This is a genomic window from Streptomyces sp. NPDC053427 (genome assembly GCF_044544985.1).
Classification (GTDB): domain Bacteria; phylum Actinomycetota; class Actinomycetes; order Streptomycetales; family Streptomycetaceae; genus Streptomyces.
This window is the reverse complement of sequence record NZ_JBITYA010000008.1, coordinates 23,203-41,875: the sequence shown is the minus strand read 5'-3', so window position 1 is coordinate 41,875 and position 18,673 is coordinate 23,203. Positions and strand designations below refer to the sequence as shown.

The 18,673-nt window shown below is 66.4% G+C and carries 10 protein-coding genes and 2 pseudogenes; 8 read left to right on the top strand and 4 right to left on the bottom strand.

Annotated elements, in window-relative coordinates; translation table 11 throughout:
* The first annotated feature begins 196 nt into the window (after positions 1–196).
* Positions 197–1,606 carry a type I glutamate--ammonia ligase gene (gene glnA / locus ACIGWZ_RS22655; protein ID WP_400067345.1) on the top strand — a complete coding sequence of 470 codons (1,410 nt, stop codon included), beginning with the start codon at positions 197–199 and terminating at the stop codon, positions 1,604–1,606.
* A 619-nt stretch (positions 1,607–2,225) separates the two neighbouring features.
* Here glnA and ACIGWZ_RS22650 read toward each other — a convergent pair.
* Together ACIGWZ_RS22650 and ACIGWZ_RS22645 are read right to left on the bottom strand one after the other, a co-directional pair.
* On the bottom strand, positions 2,226–2,711 hold the full coding sequence (locus ACIGWZ_RS22650; RefSeq protein WP_400067343.1) for a hypothetical protein: 486 nt from the start codon (positions 2,709–2,711) through the stop codon (positions 2,226–2,228).
* Entirely contained in the window at positions 2,680–7,311 is a 4,632-nt protein-coding gene (locus ACIGWZ_RS22645; protein WP_400067341.1) for an RHS repeat-associated core domain-containing protein, read from the bottom strand. Before ACIGWZ_RS22645 ends, ACIGWZ_RS22650 begins: the two co-directional genes overlap by 32 nt.
* Positions 7,312–8,085: 774 nt before the next feature.
* Here ACIGWZ_RS22645 and ACIGWZ_RS22640 point away from each other — a divergent pair.
* Positions 8,086–8,199: pseudogene (locus tag ACIGWZ_RS22640) on the top strand (IS30 family transposase); the annotation flags it as partial.
* A 12-nt stretch (positions 8,200–8,211) separates the two neighbouring features.
* On the opposite strand, the gene ACIGWZ_RS22635 reads toward ACIGWZ_RS22640, so the two are convergent.
* Positions 8,212–8,658, bottom strand: coding sequence for an NUDIX domain-containing protein (locus ACIGWZ_RS22635; protein WP_400067339.1), 447 nt, complete (start codon positions 8,656–8,658; stop codon positions 8,212–8,214).
* Between the two features lie 545 nt (positions 8,659–9,203).
* Here ACIGWZ_RS22635 and ACIGWZ_RS22630 point away from each other — a divergent pair.
* From ACIGWZ_RS22630 to secY, 4 genes are all read left to right on the top strand, one after another.
* Positions 9,204–9,380 carry a hypothetical protein gene (locus ACIGWZ_RS22630; protein ID WP_400067337.1) on the top strand — a complete coding sequence of 59 codons (177 nt, stop codon included), beginning with the start codon at positions 9,204–9,206 and terminating at the stop codon, positions 9,378–9,380.
* A 160-nt stretch (positions 9,381–9,540) separates the two neighbouring features.
* Complete coding sequence (locus tag ACIGWZ_RS22625) at positions 9,541–10,047, top strand: SigE family RNA polymerase sigma factor (protein WP_400068027.1); 507 nt, start codon at positions 9,541–9,543, stop codon at positions 10,045–10,047.
* An 11-nt stretch (positions 10,048–10,058) separates the two neighbouring features.
* Positions 10,059–10,454, top strand: a complete 396-nt coding sequence (locus ACIGWZ_RS22620; RefSeq protein WP_400067335.1) for a cellulase — start codon at positions 10,059–10,061, stop codon at positions 10,452–10,454.
* Between the two features lie 979 nt (positions 10,455–11,433).
* The gene (gene secY, locus ACIGWZ_RS22615) at positions 11,434–12,744 is read left to right on the top strand and encodes a preprotein translocase subunit SecY (RefSeq protein WP_400067333.1); all 1,311 of its coding nucleotides are present in this window, start codon (positions 11,434–11,436) and stop codon (positions 12,742–12,744) included.
* A 204-nt stretch (positions 12,745–12,948) separates the two neighbouring features.
* On the opposite strand, the gene ACIGWZ_RS22610 is transcribed toward secY, so the two are convergent.
* A complete protein-coding gene (locus tag ACIGWZ_RS22610; protein WP_400067331.1) occupies positions 12,949–15,588 on the bottom strand; it encodes an MDR family MFS transporter in 2,640 nt (879 codons plus the stop codon).
* A 365-nt stretch (positions 15,589–15,953) separates the two neighbouring features.
* On the opposite strand from ACIGWZ_RS22610, the gene ACIGWZ_RS22605 reads away from it, so the two are divergent.
* Both ACIGWZ_RS22605 and ACIGWZ_RS22600 read left to right on the top strand, forming a co-directional pair.
* Positions 15,954–17,969, top strand: coding sequence for an FAD-dependent oxidoreductase (locus ACIGWZ_RS22605; protein ID WP_400067329.1), 2,016 nt, complete (start codon positions 15,954–15,956; stop codon positions 17,967–17,969).
* Between the two features lie 39 nt (positions 17,970–18,008).
* A pseudogene (locus tag ACIGWZ_RS22600) lies at positions 18,009–18,557 on the top strand (PadR family transcriptional regulator); the annotation flags it as partial.
* Between the last annotated feature and the right edge of the window lie 116 nt (positions 18,558–18,673).

The window sequence follows — 18,673 nt, the reverse complement described above, 5'->3', positions numbered from 1 at the left end:
AATGCGTCTCATTGGCGCACACTGGGGGACAAAGGCGACCGCGCGGCGGTTAACCTCGGCGAAACAAATGGGTCATGCTTGGGAAATCCCGCCTGCCTAAGGTCGGGCGAGCGCGCCACCGCACATGGACGCGCTCCGAGTAGCAACCCCGGCAACCCCGCGTCCGCCGACCGGTGACCGGGCTAGGAGGAGTGGGATGTTCCAGAACGCCGACGAGGCCAAGAAGTTCATCGCGGATGAGGACGTCAAATTCATCGACGTCCGGTTCTGCGACCTGCCCGGTGTGATGCAGCACTTCACGATCCCGGCAGCGGCCTTCGACCCGGACGAGGAGCTGGCCTTCGACGGGTCCTCGATCCGCGGCTTCCAGGCCATCCACGAGTCCGACATGGCCCTGCGCGCCGACCTCTCCACCGCCCGCGTGGACCCCTTCCGGCGCGACAAGACGGTCAACGTCAACTTCTTCATCCACGACCCGATCACGGGCGAGCAGTACAGCCGCGACCCGCGCAACATCGCCAAGAAGGCCGAGGCCTACCTCGCCTCCACCGGCATCGCCGACACCGCTTACTTCGGCCCCGAGGCCGAGTTCTACGTCTTCGACAACGTCCGCTTCGAGACGTCGGCGAACCAGTCCTTCTACCACATCGACTCCGAGGCCGGCGCCTGGAACACCGGGTCGACGGAGAACAACCGCGGCTACAAGGTCCGCTACAAGGGCGGCTACTTCCCGGCCCCGCCGGTGGACCACTTCGCCGACCTGCGCGCCGAGATCTCCCTGGAGCTGGACGCGGCAGGCCTCCAGGTCGAGCGCCAGCACCACGAGGTCGGCACGGCCGGCCAGGCGGAGATCAACTACAAGTTCAACACGCTGCTCGCCGCCGCCGACGACCTGATGCTGTTCAAGTACATCGTCAAGAACGTCGCCTGGCGCAACGGCAAGACCGCGACCTTCATGCCCAAGCCGATCTTCGGCGACAACGGCTCCGGCATGCACGTCCACCAGTCCCTGTGGCAGGGCGGCGCGCCCCTCTTCTACGACGAGCAGGGCTACGCGGGCCTCTCGGACACCGCCCGCTACTACATCGGCGGCATCCTCAAGCACGCCCCCTCGCTCCTCGCCTTCACCAACCCGACGGTGAACTCCTACCACCGCCTGGTCCCCGGCTTCGAGGCCCCGGTCAACCTGGTCTACTCGCAGCGCAACCGCTCCGCGGCCATGCGCATCCCGATCACGGGCTCCAACCCGAAGGCCAAGCGCGTCGAGTTCCGCGCCCCGGACCCGTCCTCGAACCCCTACCTCGCCTTCTCGGCCCTCCTCCTCGCGGGCCTCGACGGCGTCAAGAACAAGATCGAGCCCGCCGAGCCGATCGACAAGGACCTCTACGAGCTCGCCCCCGAAGAGCACGCGGGCGTCCCCCAGGTCCCCACCTCCCTCCCGGCCGTCCTCGACGCCCTCGAGGCCGACAACGAGTACCTCCAGCAGGGCGGCGTCTTCACCTCCGACCTGATCGAGACCTGGATCGACTACAAGCGCACGAACGAGATCGCCCCGATCCAGCTGCGGCCGCACCCGCACGAGTTCGAGCTGTACTTCGACATTTAAGAGGCGGGGTCAGGTGACCTAGGCTCAGTTGCGAAGGCAGGCTGTCACCTGCGGAAACGCCCTCGGTGTTTCGCGTTGTTCCCGTTTGTTTCCATCCCCTTGTGCAACGGTGTGCACCAGCCGACCAGTTCCCTGATTTGCCGTCAGAATCGCAGCGAGGGCCGCTACCCCATATCCGGGGTAGCGGCCCTCCTCGGCTTGGCCGAGCCGGACTTCAGGTGCAGTGAGCGCCAGCGTCAGGTAGTCAGCCGACCTAGCTTACGTGCGCAACCGCGTACCCACCCGCTTCCCTCAGCAAGCCCTCCGAACGGAGCCAATGACCCACATCAGCTCTCTCCGACTCGGACTTCCCCATTACGCCACGAGCGGCTGGACCGCGTGACCGGATTGAAAAACCTAGTCGGGTCGTGACTCGCCGTCTGTCGTGTTGCTTCGTAGTCCGTTTTCACCCGTTCGGATCAGGTCTCTCGTAGTGTCAAGTTCACCTGCTGACGGCTGTCTCCGGGTCGTCTGCTGACGCGTTTCGGGTGGCTCGCCCAGCCGCCTGTTCCATCGAACGCTCTATACCAGCAGCAACGAAACACGTGAGATCAAGCAACGCCGACGGAATCACGAGACACTAGTTGCCGCGTTGCATATCGAGGAAAAATCTCACCTCATCAATTCCGGTTGACCATTCAGAAATTCGATTACCATCTTCATCAACGGTGCATCGCGGATCCACAGAAAGCCAAGGGTTTTCGGGGTCGAATTTCTCGCGCAGCTCATCGAGAAAGATAATCGCATTTTGGACAAAGACGGTGCCACCGCTGCGGTAGAGCGGCCAACAAAAGATGAAGTTGCTGTCCTCCGGGTCGGTAATGGAGGAAACAAGACACGAAACAGCCGACGGTCCGTCCTCGAGCCTCTCAAGGGCACAAATCCACTGCCTTCGATAGTCAGGCACTCCCCAGTAGCTAAGATTCATACGGAACTCTTCCGAGAACTCACCCACTGTGATTCGACCGACAGTCTCATAGGGAGCTACCCGACGTTCATTCGCAACATCGGGGGTCACCTCGATCGCGAAGACGTTATGGCTTGAGGTAGTTGAGGTCTGGGTCATAAGTTCCCATTCGCTTCCCTTTGCGATTGAACATTTTCCAACCGTCAGAGACGTTATGTCCATCAATGTCTCGCGTGATGTAGGTCTTTCCATTGGTGAAGACCCGCTGACCGTGATTGTCGAAGGGGGCCGATTTCGCGGGACGAACTTCTTTCGGATATCCGAGATCGCGGGCCCTATCTGCATCCGAAGGGCCATAATATTCATTGTTCTCCGCACTGCGTTTTTCAACCGATTCCGGCGAATACGGATCGGATTCCACGAATGGAGCGGAGGTGTACCCCTCTTTAGGCCTGCACTTGGGGGCGAGGCCGTAAGGGTCTATCGATGCATGGGGGTTTTGGACATAGGTTACCGGATTGGGGGCAGGTGCAAGACCGATGGGGTCAGGGCTGGCATAACGGGCAGTTTCCGGATCATAATACCGGTAGAAATTGTAATGGAGGCCGGTTTCGGGATCGAAGTATTGACCGGGGAATCGGAGAGGGGTGTAGCCGGTGCTGTTCGCAGTCCACGTAGTGCTGCCCCAGACAGTACTACGGCTTCGCCAGACAACATTTCCCGTCACATCGGCGAGTTCTGTCGGTGTACCGACCAGGTCTGTGATGATCGCGAAGAAGCGCTGGTCTATCTCCTGTTGCGTTGTATCGCACACTGCCTTTCTTTCGACCTGAGCGATGGGCTGCAGGCCGTCATGCTCCCAGGAGACGGTCAAAGCGTCGGACCGACCGACGGACCTGGTCGTTTGCTCAGCAAGGTTCGTTCGGTCCCAAGTGAAGTCGATCTGTTCCAGGACGGTTCCGTCCTCTGAGATCTTTTGCTTGGCGATGCGGCGACCGAGCGGGTCATAAAAGTAGCGCCAGCGCTGTCCGTCAGGGGTGGAGACGGCGGTAAGGCGATCTTCAGCGTTCCATTCAAAACGCCACGTGTCAGGCTTTCGCGAGATACGAGTTTTCTGACGCACAGTTACGCGACCTTGCGCGTCGTGTTCATAGCGGATCTGGCCCGCGCCGACAATCCGGGTTCCATTATAAACGCGCATTCCGCGCGATTCTGAACCAGGGTGCCTGGCAGGCCAGTTGGCGGAAGCTTGATTGCCCGCATCGTCGTACGCATACTCTTCTTTCCAGTTATGCGCACGAACTTCAGTGATTCGACCTGCGACGTCCAGTTCGAACTCGCGAGCCCCATTGAGTTGATCGTTGACTCCAACGAGGTGGCCGTCCGGGCGATAAGTAAAAGTCCGGTTCTGAACCAAGTGGTTCTCGACCCCCAGCGACTGGCTGGTCAGATGACCTGAGGAGTCCCACGCGTGGGAAAGCTTAACGCCTTCACCCCAGGCGCGCGAGACTTCTTGACCAATCATATCGTGCGCAAACTCAATGAGGTGACCAGCGGCAACCAGTTTCCTGAGGTTTCCGTCAGCATCGTGGACCTGCGTCGATTCTACGCCCGTGGGCGTGCGTCGACGTTTACGTCGGCCTAGCGCATCGTATTCGTTAGTGAGGGTACGGCCGTTCAGTGTTTCCGACACGATGCGGCCCAGTTCATCGCGGCCCAAGGTAAGGGTTGCATCCGGACTGATTGCCTGCACCAGACGTCCGGAGGCATCATAGGAGAAGGCGGTTCGGGCGTCAGGTGTGGTCTTTTCGATGACTCTGCCGAGAGCGTCGTGCCTAAAATCTATCTGCTGCCCGAGTGCGTTTGTTCGAGTGATTATCTGGCCTGCTACGTCGCGGATGTAAGTAAGCGCGCGGCCGTCAAAATCTTTTTCGGAGATCAATCGCCCAGCTGAATCATATTCATATTTCCATTCCAAGCCTTGCGGGTTGGTGACGCTGATGAGGCGAAGGTTGGTATCGTGCGTGAACTCGTAACGCACGCCAGCGGGGTCAGTGCGGGCAGCCAACAGGTCAAAGTGGGTGTACTCGTACCTGGTCAGGCTTCCCATTGCGTCGATCGAGGCAACGCAATTGCCCTCACCGTCGTACGTCCACGACTCGCGTGTACCGTCCGCTTCGATGCGGGAAGTTAGATGACCTTCGACAGTCCAGCCAAGCTCAGTGGCATTTCCGAGCGCATCGATTGCAGCAGTGACACGGCCAAAACTGTCACGCCGATACCGTGTGATCGTCCCCTGCGGACCAGAGACCGTGACAGGCAACCCCGCCGGGTCGTTCTCAAGGAAAGTGGTATGGCCCAGTGCGTTCGTGATGCCTGTCAGAAATCCACGGCTGTCATAACTATAAAGCGTTGCGGCATTCCCCGGATCGGTCACAGACGTGCGATTCCCACGCTCGTCGTACGTCTGCCTCCAGGTACCGCCATCCGGGTCGATGATCTCGATCGGAAGACTGAGATGATTGTAGACGGCGGCGGTCATCAGACCGTCAGGGCGAATGGCCGAGACCACGTTGCCCGCCTCGTCATAGTCGAAACGCGTGACACGTCCCAGGGGGTCGGTGATGGCCAGCGCCCTGTCGTATCGGTCCCGTTCGGTACGGGTGACACCACCCAGCGGGTCGATCTCAGCAACCACCTGAAGAGCGTCATTGACCAGGTAGCGGCTGGTGTGGCCGAGGGAGTCGGTGGCGGTGGTGACGCGCAGCCCGGTCGCGGGGTCGGTCTGATCGTAGGTCAGGCGCATGCCGACGTGTCCGTCGACGCCACCCTGGGCGATGCACCGGTTCTGGTCGTCGTAGAAGTAGTCGTACCGGCTGTCGTTGCTGTCGGTCCAGGAGACGATTCTGCCCGCTTCGTCGTACTCGAAGCAGGTCGCGTGGCCGGAGGAGTCGGCGACCTCGGTGAGGTGACCATCGGTGTACCCGTATCGCTTCAGTAGCTGGTCGGATCCGTCGGGCCCCGCGTCGGCCAAGTGCAGCGCGGTGATGCGCCCGTCGGCGGTGGTGAGCTTCAGGTGGTAGCCCGCGCCGTGGCGGATGTCGGTCGGTGCACCGTCCTTGTCGTAGTCGAAGCTGATCCACTGACCGTTGCGGTCCGATATTTCGTCGAGCAGTGCAAGCCCGCCGTCGTGCGGAGTGAAGTGCCGTATGAGTCCGGTCGCGGGATCGGTGACGGTGTAGTCGCCATTGTCGTCCAGCTCCAAGGGCCAGCGCGGGCCGGCCTCAGGCAGTACGGGGGCTCCAGCGGTCGGCCAGCGATAGGAGAGCAGCAGTCCGGCCTCTGTGACGAAGATGATGCCGTCGTCGTCGATCTCCAGGCGCTGATCCGCAGTGCTGGACCACGAGGGACCGAACCACCGGCCGATGTGATACCCCGACTCGGCCCGGCGCGAAAAGCTCAGAGGCAGCCGTCCGGCCAGCGTCACATCGGTCTGCGGCAAGTACATCTTGCCGCTTGCCATGTCCACCGGGTCGCTGCCCCCGGAGCACACGCTGTCCTGCGTACGGGTGCTGTTGTTCTCGTGATCGCGCCCGAGCTGATCCCGGGACTTGCTGTTGGCCCGGCCGTCCTTGGCCGTTCGGCCAGTCCCCAGCCCACCGCCACCGTTGGGGGCTTTGGGATCCTTCTTGCCATCCTTGCCGAGGCCCTTGAAGTGATCGGCCAGGCCGGTGTCGTTGTCGCGGTGGTTCTTGGCCATCTGCTTGACGCCGCGGGTCATGTTGTCGTCGAGGTGCTTGGCGGTCTTCTTGACGCCGTCCTCGATGCCATCGATGACCTTGTCCAGCACCGTGTTCGCGGCATCGGCGATGGCGTCCTTGCCGCGGGTGCGGCCATGGTGGCCCTTGGCGCGGCCGATCTTGCCGCCGGCCTTGTTGCGGAACGTGCCGCTCGCGCTCTGAAGACCGGTCACGACGTTGTCGTGTTCGCCCTCGTCGAAGCTGAAACCGCTTCCACCGCCGGATGCTCCGCCGCCACCCCCGCCGCCGCCCGCGCTGAGGAGCCCCATCGCCGGGTTGGCGGCACCTTGCTTCGCCGCGCCCTTGGCGTCCTGCACGCCCTGGCCGAAGCCGTCCTTGCCGGCCTTGGCGGTACGGCCGAGGTCGACACCGTCCTGGACACCGAGCGCATTGGCGCCAAGCTGGACGACAAGGTCTCCGACCATCGCGCCCAGGGCTTCCTCGACCGGGGTCAGCGCGATGCTGACGACCTGCTCGGCAACCTGCTGGCAAACCTCCTTGAACAGCCGCTTGAGGATCAGCCGGGTCGCCTGCGTCGCGCCCATCGCGCCCAGTTCGGACAAGCCAAGGGTGAAGGGGGCCGCGGCCTGGGCGGCGATCACCTCAGCGGCCAGGATCCCGAGCTGGACCAGGGCGCCGATCTTGGCGCCCTCGATAAGGACCGCGACACCGTCCATCGCGGTGCCCGCCATACGGCCGCAGTCGGCAAGACCCTTCAGATGCTTGCCGTTGATCTTGCCCCAGTGGGCGTTCAACGCCTCCACGGCCATCGATCCGCCGGCCGAACCGACCAAGCTCTGAATAGCGGTGTGCGCCTCGTTGGCGCCCTCGTCGATGTCGTCGGCGAACTCCCGCATGGCGTTTGCCATCTCGCGGTAGTCGTCCTCATCCACATTCGGCCACGACACACCGATCAGATCGAGCAGCTCATCAGCCCAGCCCGGCAGCACAACACCCACGCGAAAACACGCCCCCCGTAAACAACATGTAGAACTCTTCCAACAGACGCTCTCACCTCGGCAGACGGTTCCTCAAGACAGGAATAAGTCCCGGAAGGAGCCGACCTGATGGTGCCGGGCAGTCTCTCTCGGCCCGTGCCTGGTCAGCAGGGTTACTGGCTTGACGCGTGATTCGGGTGGTGACGTGCCCGTAGGACGCCGTCCGCTCGCCCATCGCTCACGCGCAAAACTTCCCCGACCACACCAGCCCGGCGCACTGCCGCTACTGACCTGCCCTCGTCGGCGGTCCCACGTTCCAGGAAGGCCCAAAGGGGAAACCCGCGGAGGCCTTTGAGCCGGTTCGGAAAGTCCGGAGGACGGCGCGTGCTAGCCCGGGCCGCTGTGGACCTAGTCGGTTCGGAGTTCTCGGGAGTTGGGCCCATCCTGGGTACGTATCAGGGCCGATGGCCTGGGTCTCTTGTCACAGGCTTGGGTAAAGACAGCGTACGACGCAGGCGAAGAGGTTTACCGGCAGGCGGCCGCTGAAGGTGTCCTCCACGCCATTACGCACCTAGCCCATCGTCGAAGGGACCTTGGCGACATGTCCGAAGCCGAGCGGCTCGGTAGGTAGGCAGCCGACTTGGCCATGCCCAGGCGCTGATCTCTCTTGTCCGGGTGCGGATGGCGGCGGGGGAGACAGAAGGCGCCGAGGCGCTCTGCCGCGCCACAGTGGGCACGGGATATCCGGCAGGGCGCCAGGAGTGCGGAGACCACCTGTCTACTGACGGCCTGGACCTGGACGATATCGCCCATGAACTCAACCATCGTCCGCGCAAGACTCATGGCTACCGCACTCCGGCGGAGGTTTACGCTGACCTCCTGAACAGCGGTGATGCGCTCACCGCTTGAGCTCGCCACCGTTTACCGCCAACCGCTGAGGGACACCTGAGGCCCTCCAGTGAGGTGGCAGCGAAGGGCACTGGCAGTGGTGTCTACGAACTCCTCGGGGGTGGCGTTGGCGTCGACCCAGCGGACCTGGGCGTGCTTCTTGGGCTCGCGGTTCTCCGGATCGCCGATCCTCTCGTGGGCGACAAAGAAGACGATCAGGAAGCCGTTGGGGGCTTCGACACCCCAGGCACCGTGGATGATGTGGGCGGCCTGGAGAGCCTCCGTCTTGACGATGAGGCCGGTCTCTACACGGAGCTCATGGACGGCGGTTTCGCTGATGGGTTCACCGGGGTCGCTCTTGCCAACGGGGAGGTCCCATTTACCCTGGGCGAACTTGTCGCCCTCATGGAGCACCGTCGCCGTACGGCCGGGAGGGGCGTACAGCGGCAACGATTCACTAGCAAGCGCCGCAAGCCACATCACCGAAGCCTCAAGGGAGGCGGCGGATCCGCCTGACGCCTCCCCAGTGCACCGGTTGTGCACCGATCGACCCACCATACGCATATCTGTGCAGGTCAGAGCGTTCCCCCACCTCTACTTCGACATCTAAAGAGCAGCGCCCGGCGACCTGGGCGTAAGTCTGGAAAACCAGCTGTGACCTGCGGAAACTCCTCTCGTGAGTTCTCGTGGGTCACAGCTGTTTTCCGGCCCCTTGTGCACCGTGTGCGCACCGGTCCGCCCAAAGCCTGACCCGACGTCAGCACAGCAGTGGGGCCGCCACTCCGTTGGAGTGGCGGCCCCACTGGTTTGTCGGGCTGCCGCAGGTCGCTGACCCGGCCTTTGCTGAGTGCCGGCGATGGGGTGCGACGGTCTTGGCGTGGTGGCGAGGCGGGGCCGTGTTGCTGGTGAGGGCAGTCCGCACGACGGGTCTGGATGCGGCGATATCAGCGGCGCCGGCACCGTGGCGCAAGCAGCGGGCGGTGCACGGAGCCCCACTCCTGCGGCCACTCCCACTGGATCCCCGCGTGCAGCACGGACACGTTCGTCCAGGGGCACCAGGTTCCTGCTCCGTTGCGGCCGGCGACACCAGCCCCCTGCGCGACCACTTCGGACCCAGCCACGACGGTGCCCTCCCCACACTCACGGCAACGGTCCTCGACGGCTTCATCGCCGAGACCGGCTTCGTCCTCGAAGCGCCGTAACTCCAGTCGTTCAAGGTCAGTGTGCGCTTCGGTGTGGGGACCTACGCACGGAGGCCGAGGTGGGCGTGTGAGGCAGCTCACGCCCCGGGACTGCATAGCGGGACGTGGGTCAGTGCCTTTGTAGGGGTGTAGGCAAGTGAGCGAGGCGGGGACGGCGTTGATGAGGCAGTTGCGGACCGATGCGTTCGACGGGTTCGTCGCGGCTCGTTGGTCGGCGCTGCTTCACCTGGCGCATCTGCTCACCGGTGGAGATCGGCATCGGGCCGAGGATTTGCTGCAGGAGGCGCTGGTCAAGCTGTGGTTTGCGTGGCCGAGGGTGGCCGAGCAGGCGCCGGAGGCGTATGTGCGCCGGGTGCTGGCACGTGCGGCGGCTCGCTCGGCGCGACGCCGCTGGTGGGGCGAGCGCCCGGTGGAACGGTTGCCGGAGCTTCCCGAGGCCGGCGATGTGGCCACTGCCGTGGAGGAACGGACGCAGTTGGAGGCCGCGCTGGCATTGCTGCCGGTGCGACAGCGCACCGCGGTGGTGCTGCGCTATTACCAGGACCTGTCCGAGGTGCAGGTTGCCGAGGCGCTGGGGTGTCCGGTGGGCACCGCCCGGTCCCTCACGTCACGGGGCGTGGCGCGGTTGCGGCAGCTCATCGGTGACGCCATCGAGCCGGTGAAGTGAAAGGAGACATCATGGAAGACTTCGAACGCGAACTCGCGCGGATGATGCGCGATACCCAGGCAAACACCCCCTTTGAGGACCAGCACCGGCAGCGGTTGCAAGCCGGGGTCCGGGCCCGTCGGCGTGCTCGGACGGTCTGGATGGCCACCGGCTCGGCGCTGACGATCGCGGGGCTCGGCGTCGGGCTGGAAGTCCTGCCGAGCGCTTCCGCTCAAGGCGGGCCCACCATTCCTCATCACCAACCCACCTCCACGACCGCGCCGGTCCCCATCCCGCCCCGCACCTGCACGACCGTGCCGGTCCCGATTCCGACCCACACCTCAACGACCGTGCCGGTCCCGATCCCCACCCGCACCTGCACGACCGCGCCGGCCCCGATCCCCACCCACACCGCAACGACCAAGTAGCGCCGGCCAGGTTCGGGCCATGGCGGTTGAGGAGCGGACGGTAACGGCAGGGATGTCGAGATCAAGGTGCGGGGATCTTGGAGCGGCGGGCATCGACCCGCCGGCGGAACAGCCTGACGCCACACCGACAGCGCGCCCGGGATGGAGGAGATGGAGTGGGAGGGCTGTAAGTACGCTTCGAAACTCGCCGCTTACCTGCGCGACTCCGTTTCGGCAGCGGCACCGGGGCGAGGAGCAGCTCGCCCGTGCGCGCGCTGCGCCGCACTGCCGCTGGAGCTTCGAGTCGACCACCACCGACCGCCCGCCGACCGGCAGATCTGCGTGTCGACACCGGTGATACCGGGCACCTGCCGCTTCGGTCGTCCACGCCGCGACCAGGCCACCGGGCCGCAGCGGGTCAGGCCACTGCCCGAACCAACTTGCCGTCGATATCCAGGTGCTGGGCACCTACGGCAGCAACCACCCGACGGAAGATGATCTTCAGGATCTCCACATCAGCAACAACGACACCGCCACGGCGCCTGTCGGCCCCACCGCCATCGCGCAGAGCCGTTTAGTTCGCAGGCATTCAGCCACTGAGACGGTCCCGTTGGCGAAGGCGCCACCAAGAGATCGCCATGCGATGCCACTACCCAAGACGTGCCCAGCGCCGCGAGCTCCATGACTTCACGTCAGTCCTGGCTGCACTCAGCAACCTTCTCCTGACCAGCGATGACCGCTGCCTGCAACGGGAATAGTGAGGCGTATCCAGATCGGCAGAGGTCATGAGCTATCAGCCCGCGAAGACAACCCTGCTCGATCCACATTTTTCCCCATGCGCCTGACGTGACCAATCACTTCAGGCGGCGAATGACTGCACCCTGGCGAGCCGTCATCAACGGGTGCTCCGACCGCCGAATGGCGGCAACTCGGCGGGCAAGGACAGTCGAGAATCAGCGCAAATTCCTATCAACTTGCGAGACTAAGGACGATTTGAAAAGTGCCTACCATATTCGTCAGGGTTTTCAAAACGCCCGGTCTTCGCAAAAAGATACTCTTCACGCTGGGAATCCTGCTTCTCTATCGATTGGGGCAGAACGTTCCGGTCCCTGGGGTGGATTATCGGAGCGTTACGCAGTGCATCAAGGACGGTGTCGGCAACGGCGGCCTCTTCGGCCTGATCAACACGTTCAGCGGTGGTGCGCTACTGGAGCTCACCCTCTTCGCCCTGGGGATCACGCCGTACATCACGGCGAGCATCATCCTTCAACTGCTCACGGTGGTCATTCCGCGCCTGGAGGCGCTGAAGAAGGAGGGCCAGGCGGGTACCGCGAAGATCACCCAATACACCCGGTACCTGACGCTGGGCCTGGCGGTGCTCCAGGGCGCCGCCTTGGTGGCCAAAGCCCAAAGCGGTGGGCTCTTCCCCACCTGCCGGCTCCGCACCCAGATCGTCCCGGACACCTCGATCCTCCGGACCGCCGTCATGGTCGTCACCATGACCGCCGGCACCGCCGTAGTGATGTGGCTCGGAGAGCTGATCACCGACCGCGGCATCGGCAACGGCATGTCAATCCTGATGTTCACCTCTCTCGCCGCCAGCTTCCCGGCCAACCTGGGAGGGATCAAGAAATCGGGTGAAATCCTGGGCGGCTGGGGCGAGTTCGCCCTCGTGATCGCGGTCGGCCTCTGCATGGTGTGCCTCGTGGTCTTCGTCGAGCAGGCGCAGCGCCGGATCCCGGTCCAGTACGCAAAACGAATGATCGGCCGCCGTTCCTACGGCGGCACTTCGACCTACATTCCACTGAAGGTGAACCAGGCGGGTGTAGTTCCCGTCATCTTCGCCTCATCACTGCTCTCCATCCCCAGTCTGATCGATCTCGGCGGCAACTCAGCGTCAGGATGGACCCGGTGGATCGCCACCAATCTCGCCAGGGGTGACCAACCGATCTATCTGACGCTTTACTTCCTGCTGATCGTTTTCTTCGCGTTCTTCTACGTCACCATCTCCTTCACCCCCAAAGAAATTGCCGACAACATGAAGACGCATGGCGGGTTCATCCCCGGTATCCGTGCCGGCCGACCCACGGCTGACTACCTGGGCTACGTGCTCAACCGCATCACCTGGCCGGGAGCGCTCTATCTGGGGCTGATCGCCCTTGTGCCGACAACGGCACTGACGCTGTTCAACGTCAGCAATTTCCCGTTCGGCGGCACGAGCATCCTCATCATCGTGAGCGTCGGATTGGAGACCGTGAAGCAGATCGAGAGTCAGCTCCAGCAGCGCAACTACGAAGGGTTCCTGCGCTGACGCGCATCGCCCTGGCCACGATGGCCACGTAGCCAGGACGAACAAGCGCGGAATGCCGACTCAACCTCGCTCTTTCAGAGGATTTCCGAAGCTTGGGATTCCCTCGTGGGCTTGAGCGGCTTGAGCGGCTTGAGCGGCGCCGCGGCGTCGGCGAGTCGCCCCGGCGCAGGCCCGGTCCCGGGCCGCCGTGAGGGTGTGCGGGGGTCAGTGGGCGTTCGGTTGGTCGGGGATCGGGGAGGTCGGCTCGGCGGGCCGGGGGCTCGCCGGGTCGGCTTGCCTTATCAGCAGGGCCGCGGTCAGGCCTGCGAGCAGGGTGATGCCGACCGACCACCACAGGGCCTCGGTGTAGCCGCCCAGTGTGGCCTTGTTGATCACTTCGGCCAGGTGTGGTGGAACCCCCCGCGCGCTGACGATCCGGCCGCTCCGGGCCGCATCGGCGAAGGTCGGTGCAAGGTCGCGTTCAGCCTCCAGTCCGGCGGCGACGGCCGAGGTGAGGACGCTGCTGAACAGCACCACGCCGAGCGCCCCGCCCACCTGGCCGGCTGCGCTGGTCGCTGCCGCGCCCCCACCGGAGTCCGGTGCGGCGAGGCCGGCCGTCGCGAGGGAGTAGAGCGGCATCAGGGCCATGCCGAGGCCCAGGCCGGCGAGGAGAATGCCGGGCAGGACCACGGCGGCGTAGTCGCTGTCGGTCTCGATGCGGGTCAGGAGCGCCAGTCCGACGGCGGTGAGCAGCAGGCCCGGCACGATCAGGTTGCGCGGGGCCATGCGGTGCAGCAGGCGGGCGGAGACCTGGGTGGAGCCGATGACGATCGCGGCGGCCAGGGGCAGCATGGCCGTGGCGGTGGCGAACGGGGCGGAACCGCGGATGTTCTGCAGGTACGCCGTCAGGGCCGCGAAAAGGGCGAGCGTGACGGCGCCGGCCAGCAACAGGGCGAGGAAGGAGCCGAGGCGGTCGCGGTCCCTGGTGATGTACGGCGGCAGGAGCGGGTCGGCGGCCTTGGTCTGCCACCATGCGAAGGCCACGAGCAGGGCGACGCCGACCGCGAGCAGGGCCAGCACCGGCAGGTCGGTCCAGCCGCGCGGTTGCGCCTGGTGGAAGCCGTAGACGAGGGCGGCGATCCCGCCGGAGCCGAGCAGCAGGCCCAGCGCGTCGAGGCGGCGGCCGGTGCGGACCGGGCGGTCGTGCACCAGGGTGGCGGCAGCGATCACGGCGATCACGGCGAAGGGGACGTCGGCGTACAGGAACAGGCGCCAGGACAGGCCCAGGTGCTCGAGCAGCCATCCGGCGGTGAGCAGGCCGACCGTCGAGCCGCCGGCGGCGATCGCGGCGTAGACCCCGAAAGCCCGGCCTCGTGTCTTCGGTTCGGTGAAGTTGACCGAGACCAGGGCCAGTGCGGCCGGCGACAGCAGCGCGGCGAAGGCGCCCTGCAGGGCGCGGGCCCAGACCAGCACGCCGGACGTGGGAGCCGTCCCGCCGATCGCGGCGGCCACCGCGAAGCCGGCCAGCCCGATGATCAGCATCCGTTTGCGGCCCACCAGGTCCGCGAGATGGCCGCCGAGCAGCAGCAGCCCGCCGAAAGCCACTTCGTACGCGGTGAACATCAGGTTCAGGTCGTCGGCGGGTAGGTGCAGGTCGACCACGATGGTCGGCATCGCCATCTGCAGGGACACCGCGTCGATCAGCACGAACAGCTGCACAAGAGCGGCGACCGCCAGGCTCCACCAGCGCCGGGGGTGCGGGAGCAGGGGGTCCTGAAGGTGGGGCGGGGATGCGGGGGTGGGCCAGGCGTGGGGGGCCGTCCCCGGGGGTGGTCCGAACCCCTGTGGCGGGTCGAGGTGCGCCGGGGCCGTGGGCGAGTACACAGGCGGCGGGGGTGCCGACGGCTGCGGATGCCCGGACGGGATGCGCCGGTCCACGGCGGCATCGGGCGCGCCGACGGCCGTCTCGGGCGCGTAGTCCAGCAACTGGGCCGCATGCCGCCCGAGTTGGGCCAGCACCGCGCCCGGCAGCCACTCCCCTTCCGTGTCCGCCTCCGTACGGGCCACGACCTGCTGGAGGGTGGGCCGCCGGGCCGGGTCCTTCTCGAGGCACTCGCGTACGAGATCGAGCAGCGACTCCGGTACGCCGGTCAGGTCCGCCTCCTCCTCGGCGATGCGGAAGAGGTGGGCGTTCAACCCGGTCTCCGTGGCGCCGAAGAGCAGGCGTCCGGTGGCGGCGTGGACGAGGACGGCGCCCAGGCAGAACACGTCGCTGGCGGGGGTGAGTTCGAGGCCGCGTACCTGCTCGGGCGACATGAAGCCGGGCGAGCCGATCAGCATGCCGGTGCGGGTGTGCAGGCTGTCCCCGGCGAGGGAGTCCATGGCGCGGGCGATGCCGAAGTCGATGACGCGCGGACCGTCCACCGTCACCAGGACGTTGGACGGCTTGAGGTCCCGGTGGATCAGGCCGGCCTCGTGCACCGCCTGGAGAGCGAGGGCGAGGCGGTTGGCGAGGACCCGTACGGAGTTCTCGGGCAGCGGCCCGAAGTCCTCGGCCACCACCGTGGTCAGGTCGGGCCCCGGGATGTACTGGGTCGCCACCCAGGGCACCGCGGCGTCGGTGTCGGCGTCGAGCACGGCCGCCGTCCAGGAGCCGCCCACCCGCCGCGCGGCCGCCACTTCACGGGCGAACCGCCTGCGGAATTCCGGGTGCTGCGCGTGCTCGTCCTGGACGACCTTCACCGCGACGGTCCGCCCGGCTGCGGAACGGCCCAGATAGACCAGGCCCATGCCGCCGGCGCCCAGGCGGGCGATCAGGCGGTACGGACCTATGTGCGTCGGGTCTGAGGGGATCAACTGGTCCACGGGGGAAAGGTAATCCACGGCACGGGCCCCGGCACCGGATTCCGCACTTCCTCCTGGAAACGCTTGAGGCGCTTCCACGACTCCGCGATGCCGCGATGCCGCGACCGCCACCGACGGCCGGGCGGCGCGGGACCGTGCCTGGGCACCGGCAGCGATCGGCGCGTCCGTGAACAGGGTCGGCACCGTGGCGGCCGCGGCCCGCGCCGACTCCCCGGAGGCCGCGGCGGCGGAGTGCCGGACAGCCGCAGCGGACCCGATCCGCAGGAGGCCGGCGTCGCGTGCGTCACCTCTTTATGCAACTTGTTGCATAGCTGCTCCGGGTGGTCTAGAACGTCTGTGACGACCGCTGTCCAAGGAGGCGCCCGATGAGCCCGTACCCCCACCTGATGAGCCCTCTCGACCTCGGCTTCACCACGCTCCCCAACCGGGTGCTGATGGGGTCGATGCACATCGGCCTGGAGGAGGCCGAGAACGGGTTCGCGCGGATGGCCGCCTTCTACGCCGCCCGCGCACGCGGCGGCGTCGGCCTGATGGTGACCGGCGGCATCGCGCCGAACGACGCCGGGCGGCCGTACGACGGCGGGGCCAAGCTCACCACCGAGGCGGAGGCGGCGCAGCACCGGACCGTGACCGATGCGGTGCATGCGGCGGGCGGACGGATCGCGATGCAGATCCTGCACTTCGGGCGGTACGCGTACCACGACCAGCTGGTGGCTCCCAGTGCGATCCAGGCGCCGATCAGCCCCTTCACGCCGCATGCGCTGACCGACGACGAGGTCGAGCAGACCGTCGAGGACTATGTGCGGGCGGCCGAGCTGGCCCGGTCCGCCGGGTACGACGGCGTGGAGATCATGGGCTCCGAGGGGTACCTGATCAACGAGTTCATCGCCGGGGCGACCAATCACCGCACGGACCGGTGGGGCGGCTCGTACGAGAACCGGGTGCGGTTCCCGCTGGAGATCGTGCGGCGTACCCGCGAGCGCGTCGGCGCGGACTTCATTCTGATCTACCGGCTGTCGATGCTGGATCTGGTGCCGGGCGGCTCCACGCTGGAGGAGGTGGTGGCGCTCGCCAAGGAGATCGAGGCGGCGGGTGCCACGATCATCAACACCGGGATCGGGTGGCACGAGGCCCGGATCCCGACCATCGCGACGTCGGTGCCGCGCGGGGCGTACACCTGGGTGACGAAGCGGCTGATGGGGTCGGTCTCCGTTCCGCTGGTGACCAGCAACCGGATCAACACCCCCGAGGTGGCGGAGGAGCTGCTCGCCGACGGGCGGGCGGACATGGTGTCGCTGGCCCGGCCGTTCCTCGCCGATCCGGACTTCGTCGGCAAGGCGAAGGAGGGCCGGGCCGACGAGATCAACACCTGCATCGGGTGCAATCAGGCCTGCCTCGACCACACCTTCAGCGGGAAGATCACGTCGTGCCTGGTCAATCCGCGGGCCTGCCACGAGACCGAGCTGGTGCTGTCGCCGACGCGGCGCCGCAAGCGGATCGGGGTGGTCGGGGCCGGCCCGGCCGGGCTGGCGTGCGCCGTCTCGGCCGCCGAGCGGGGGCACGAGGTGACGCTGTTCGACGCGGCCGAGGAGACCGGCGGGCAGCTGAACATCGCCAAGCGGGTGCCGGGCAAGGAGGAGTTCGAGGAGACCCTGCGGTATTTCCGTACGCAGCTCGCGGTGCGGGGCGTCGAGGTGCGGCTGGGCGCCGCCGTGACGGCCGCCGATCTCGCCGCGTACGACGAGGTGGTCGTGGCCACGGGGGTGGAGCCGCGCATTCCGGAGATCGAGGGGATCGATCACCCGAGCGTGGTCAGCTACCTCGAGGTGCTGCGCGACGGCGCGGAGGTGGGCGACCGGGTCGCGGTCATCGGCGCGGGCGGGATCGGCTTCGACGTCGCCGAGTTCCTCACCGATGCGGGGGACGGCGCGAGCCGGGACGCGGAGACGTACTTCCGCGCCTGGGGTGTGGATACGGCGTACGGCGAGCGCGGTGGGCTGCGGGCGCCCGAGCGGCCCAAGGTCCCGCGCCAGGTGCATCTGCTCCAGCGCAAGGCATCGAAGGTCGGCGCCGGGCTGGGCAAGACCACCGGCTGGATCCACCGTACGGAGCTGCGGCACCGGGGGGTGACGATGATCGCGGGGGCGACGTACGAGCGGATCGACGACGAGGGGCTGCACCTCACCGTCGACGGGACGCCCGGCACGCTGGCCGTGGACACGGTCGTGCTGTGCACGGGGCAGGAGCCGCGGCGGGACCTGTACGAGGAGCTGCGGGCCGAGGGGCGTGCGGTGCATCTGATCGGCGGGGCGGACGTCGCGGCCGAGCTGGATGCCAAGCGGGCCATCCAGCAGGGGACGGAGCTGGCGGCGGCCTTGTGACCCGGTCGCCGGGGTGAGCACCCTGCCTAGGATCGCCCCATGTCCCTTCCGCATGCGATTCTCACCGCGCTGCTCGAAAAGCCCTCTTCGGGGCTGGAGCTGACGCGCAGGTTCGACCGGTCGATCGGGTACTTCTGGTCGGCGACGCACCAGCAGATCTATCGCGAGCTGGGGAAGCTGGAACAGGCCGGGTTCATTCGCGCGCTGCCGTCCGAGCGGCCGGCCCGCGGGCAGAAGAAGGAGTTCGAGGTGCTGCCCGCGGGCCGGGCGGAGCTGACCGACTGGGCGTCCCGCGAGCAGGACTCCAAGCCCATCCGGGATGCGCTGTTGCTGCGGATCCGGGCGGCGGCGGTGGTCGGCCGCGAGGGGCTCGACGAGGAGCTGCGACGCCATCTGACCCTGCACCGGCGGCAGTTGGCGCAGTACGAGGAGATCGAGAGCCGCCATTTCGGGGCCGCGGCCGACGACCCGGAGGACCGGTTGCGACGGCTCGTGCTGCGCGCCGGGATCGGGCTGGAGACCTTCTGGGTGGCGTGGCTGGACGAGGCGCTGGCGGAGATCGAGGACATGGGGGCGGGCGGGGGGGGGGGCCCCGGCGGGTGCCCCCCCCCCCCCCCCCCCCCCCCCCCCCCCGGGGGGGGGGGGGGGGGGGGGGGGTGGGCACCCCATGTGGGTTGGAACGGGCCCCGCCCCCCGGGGCGGCG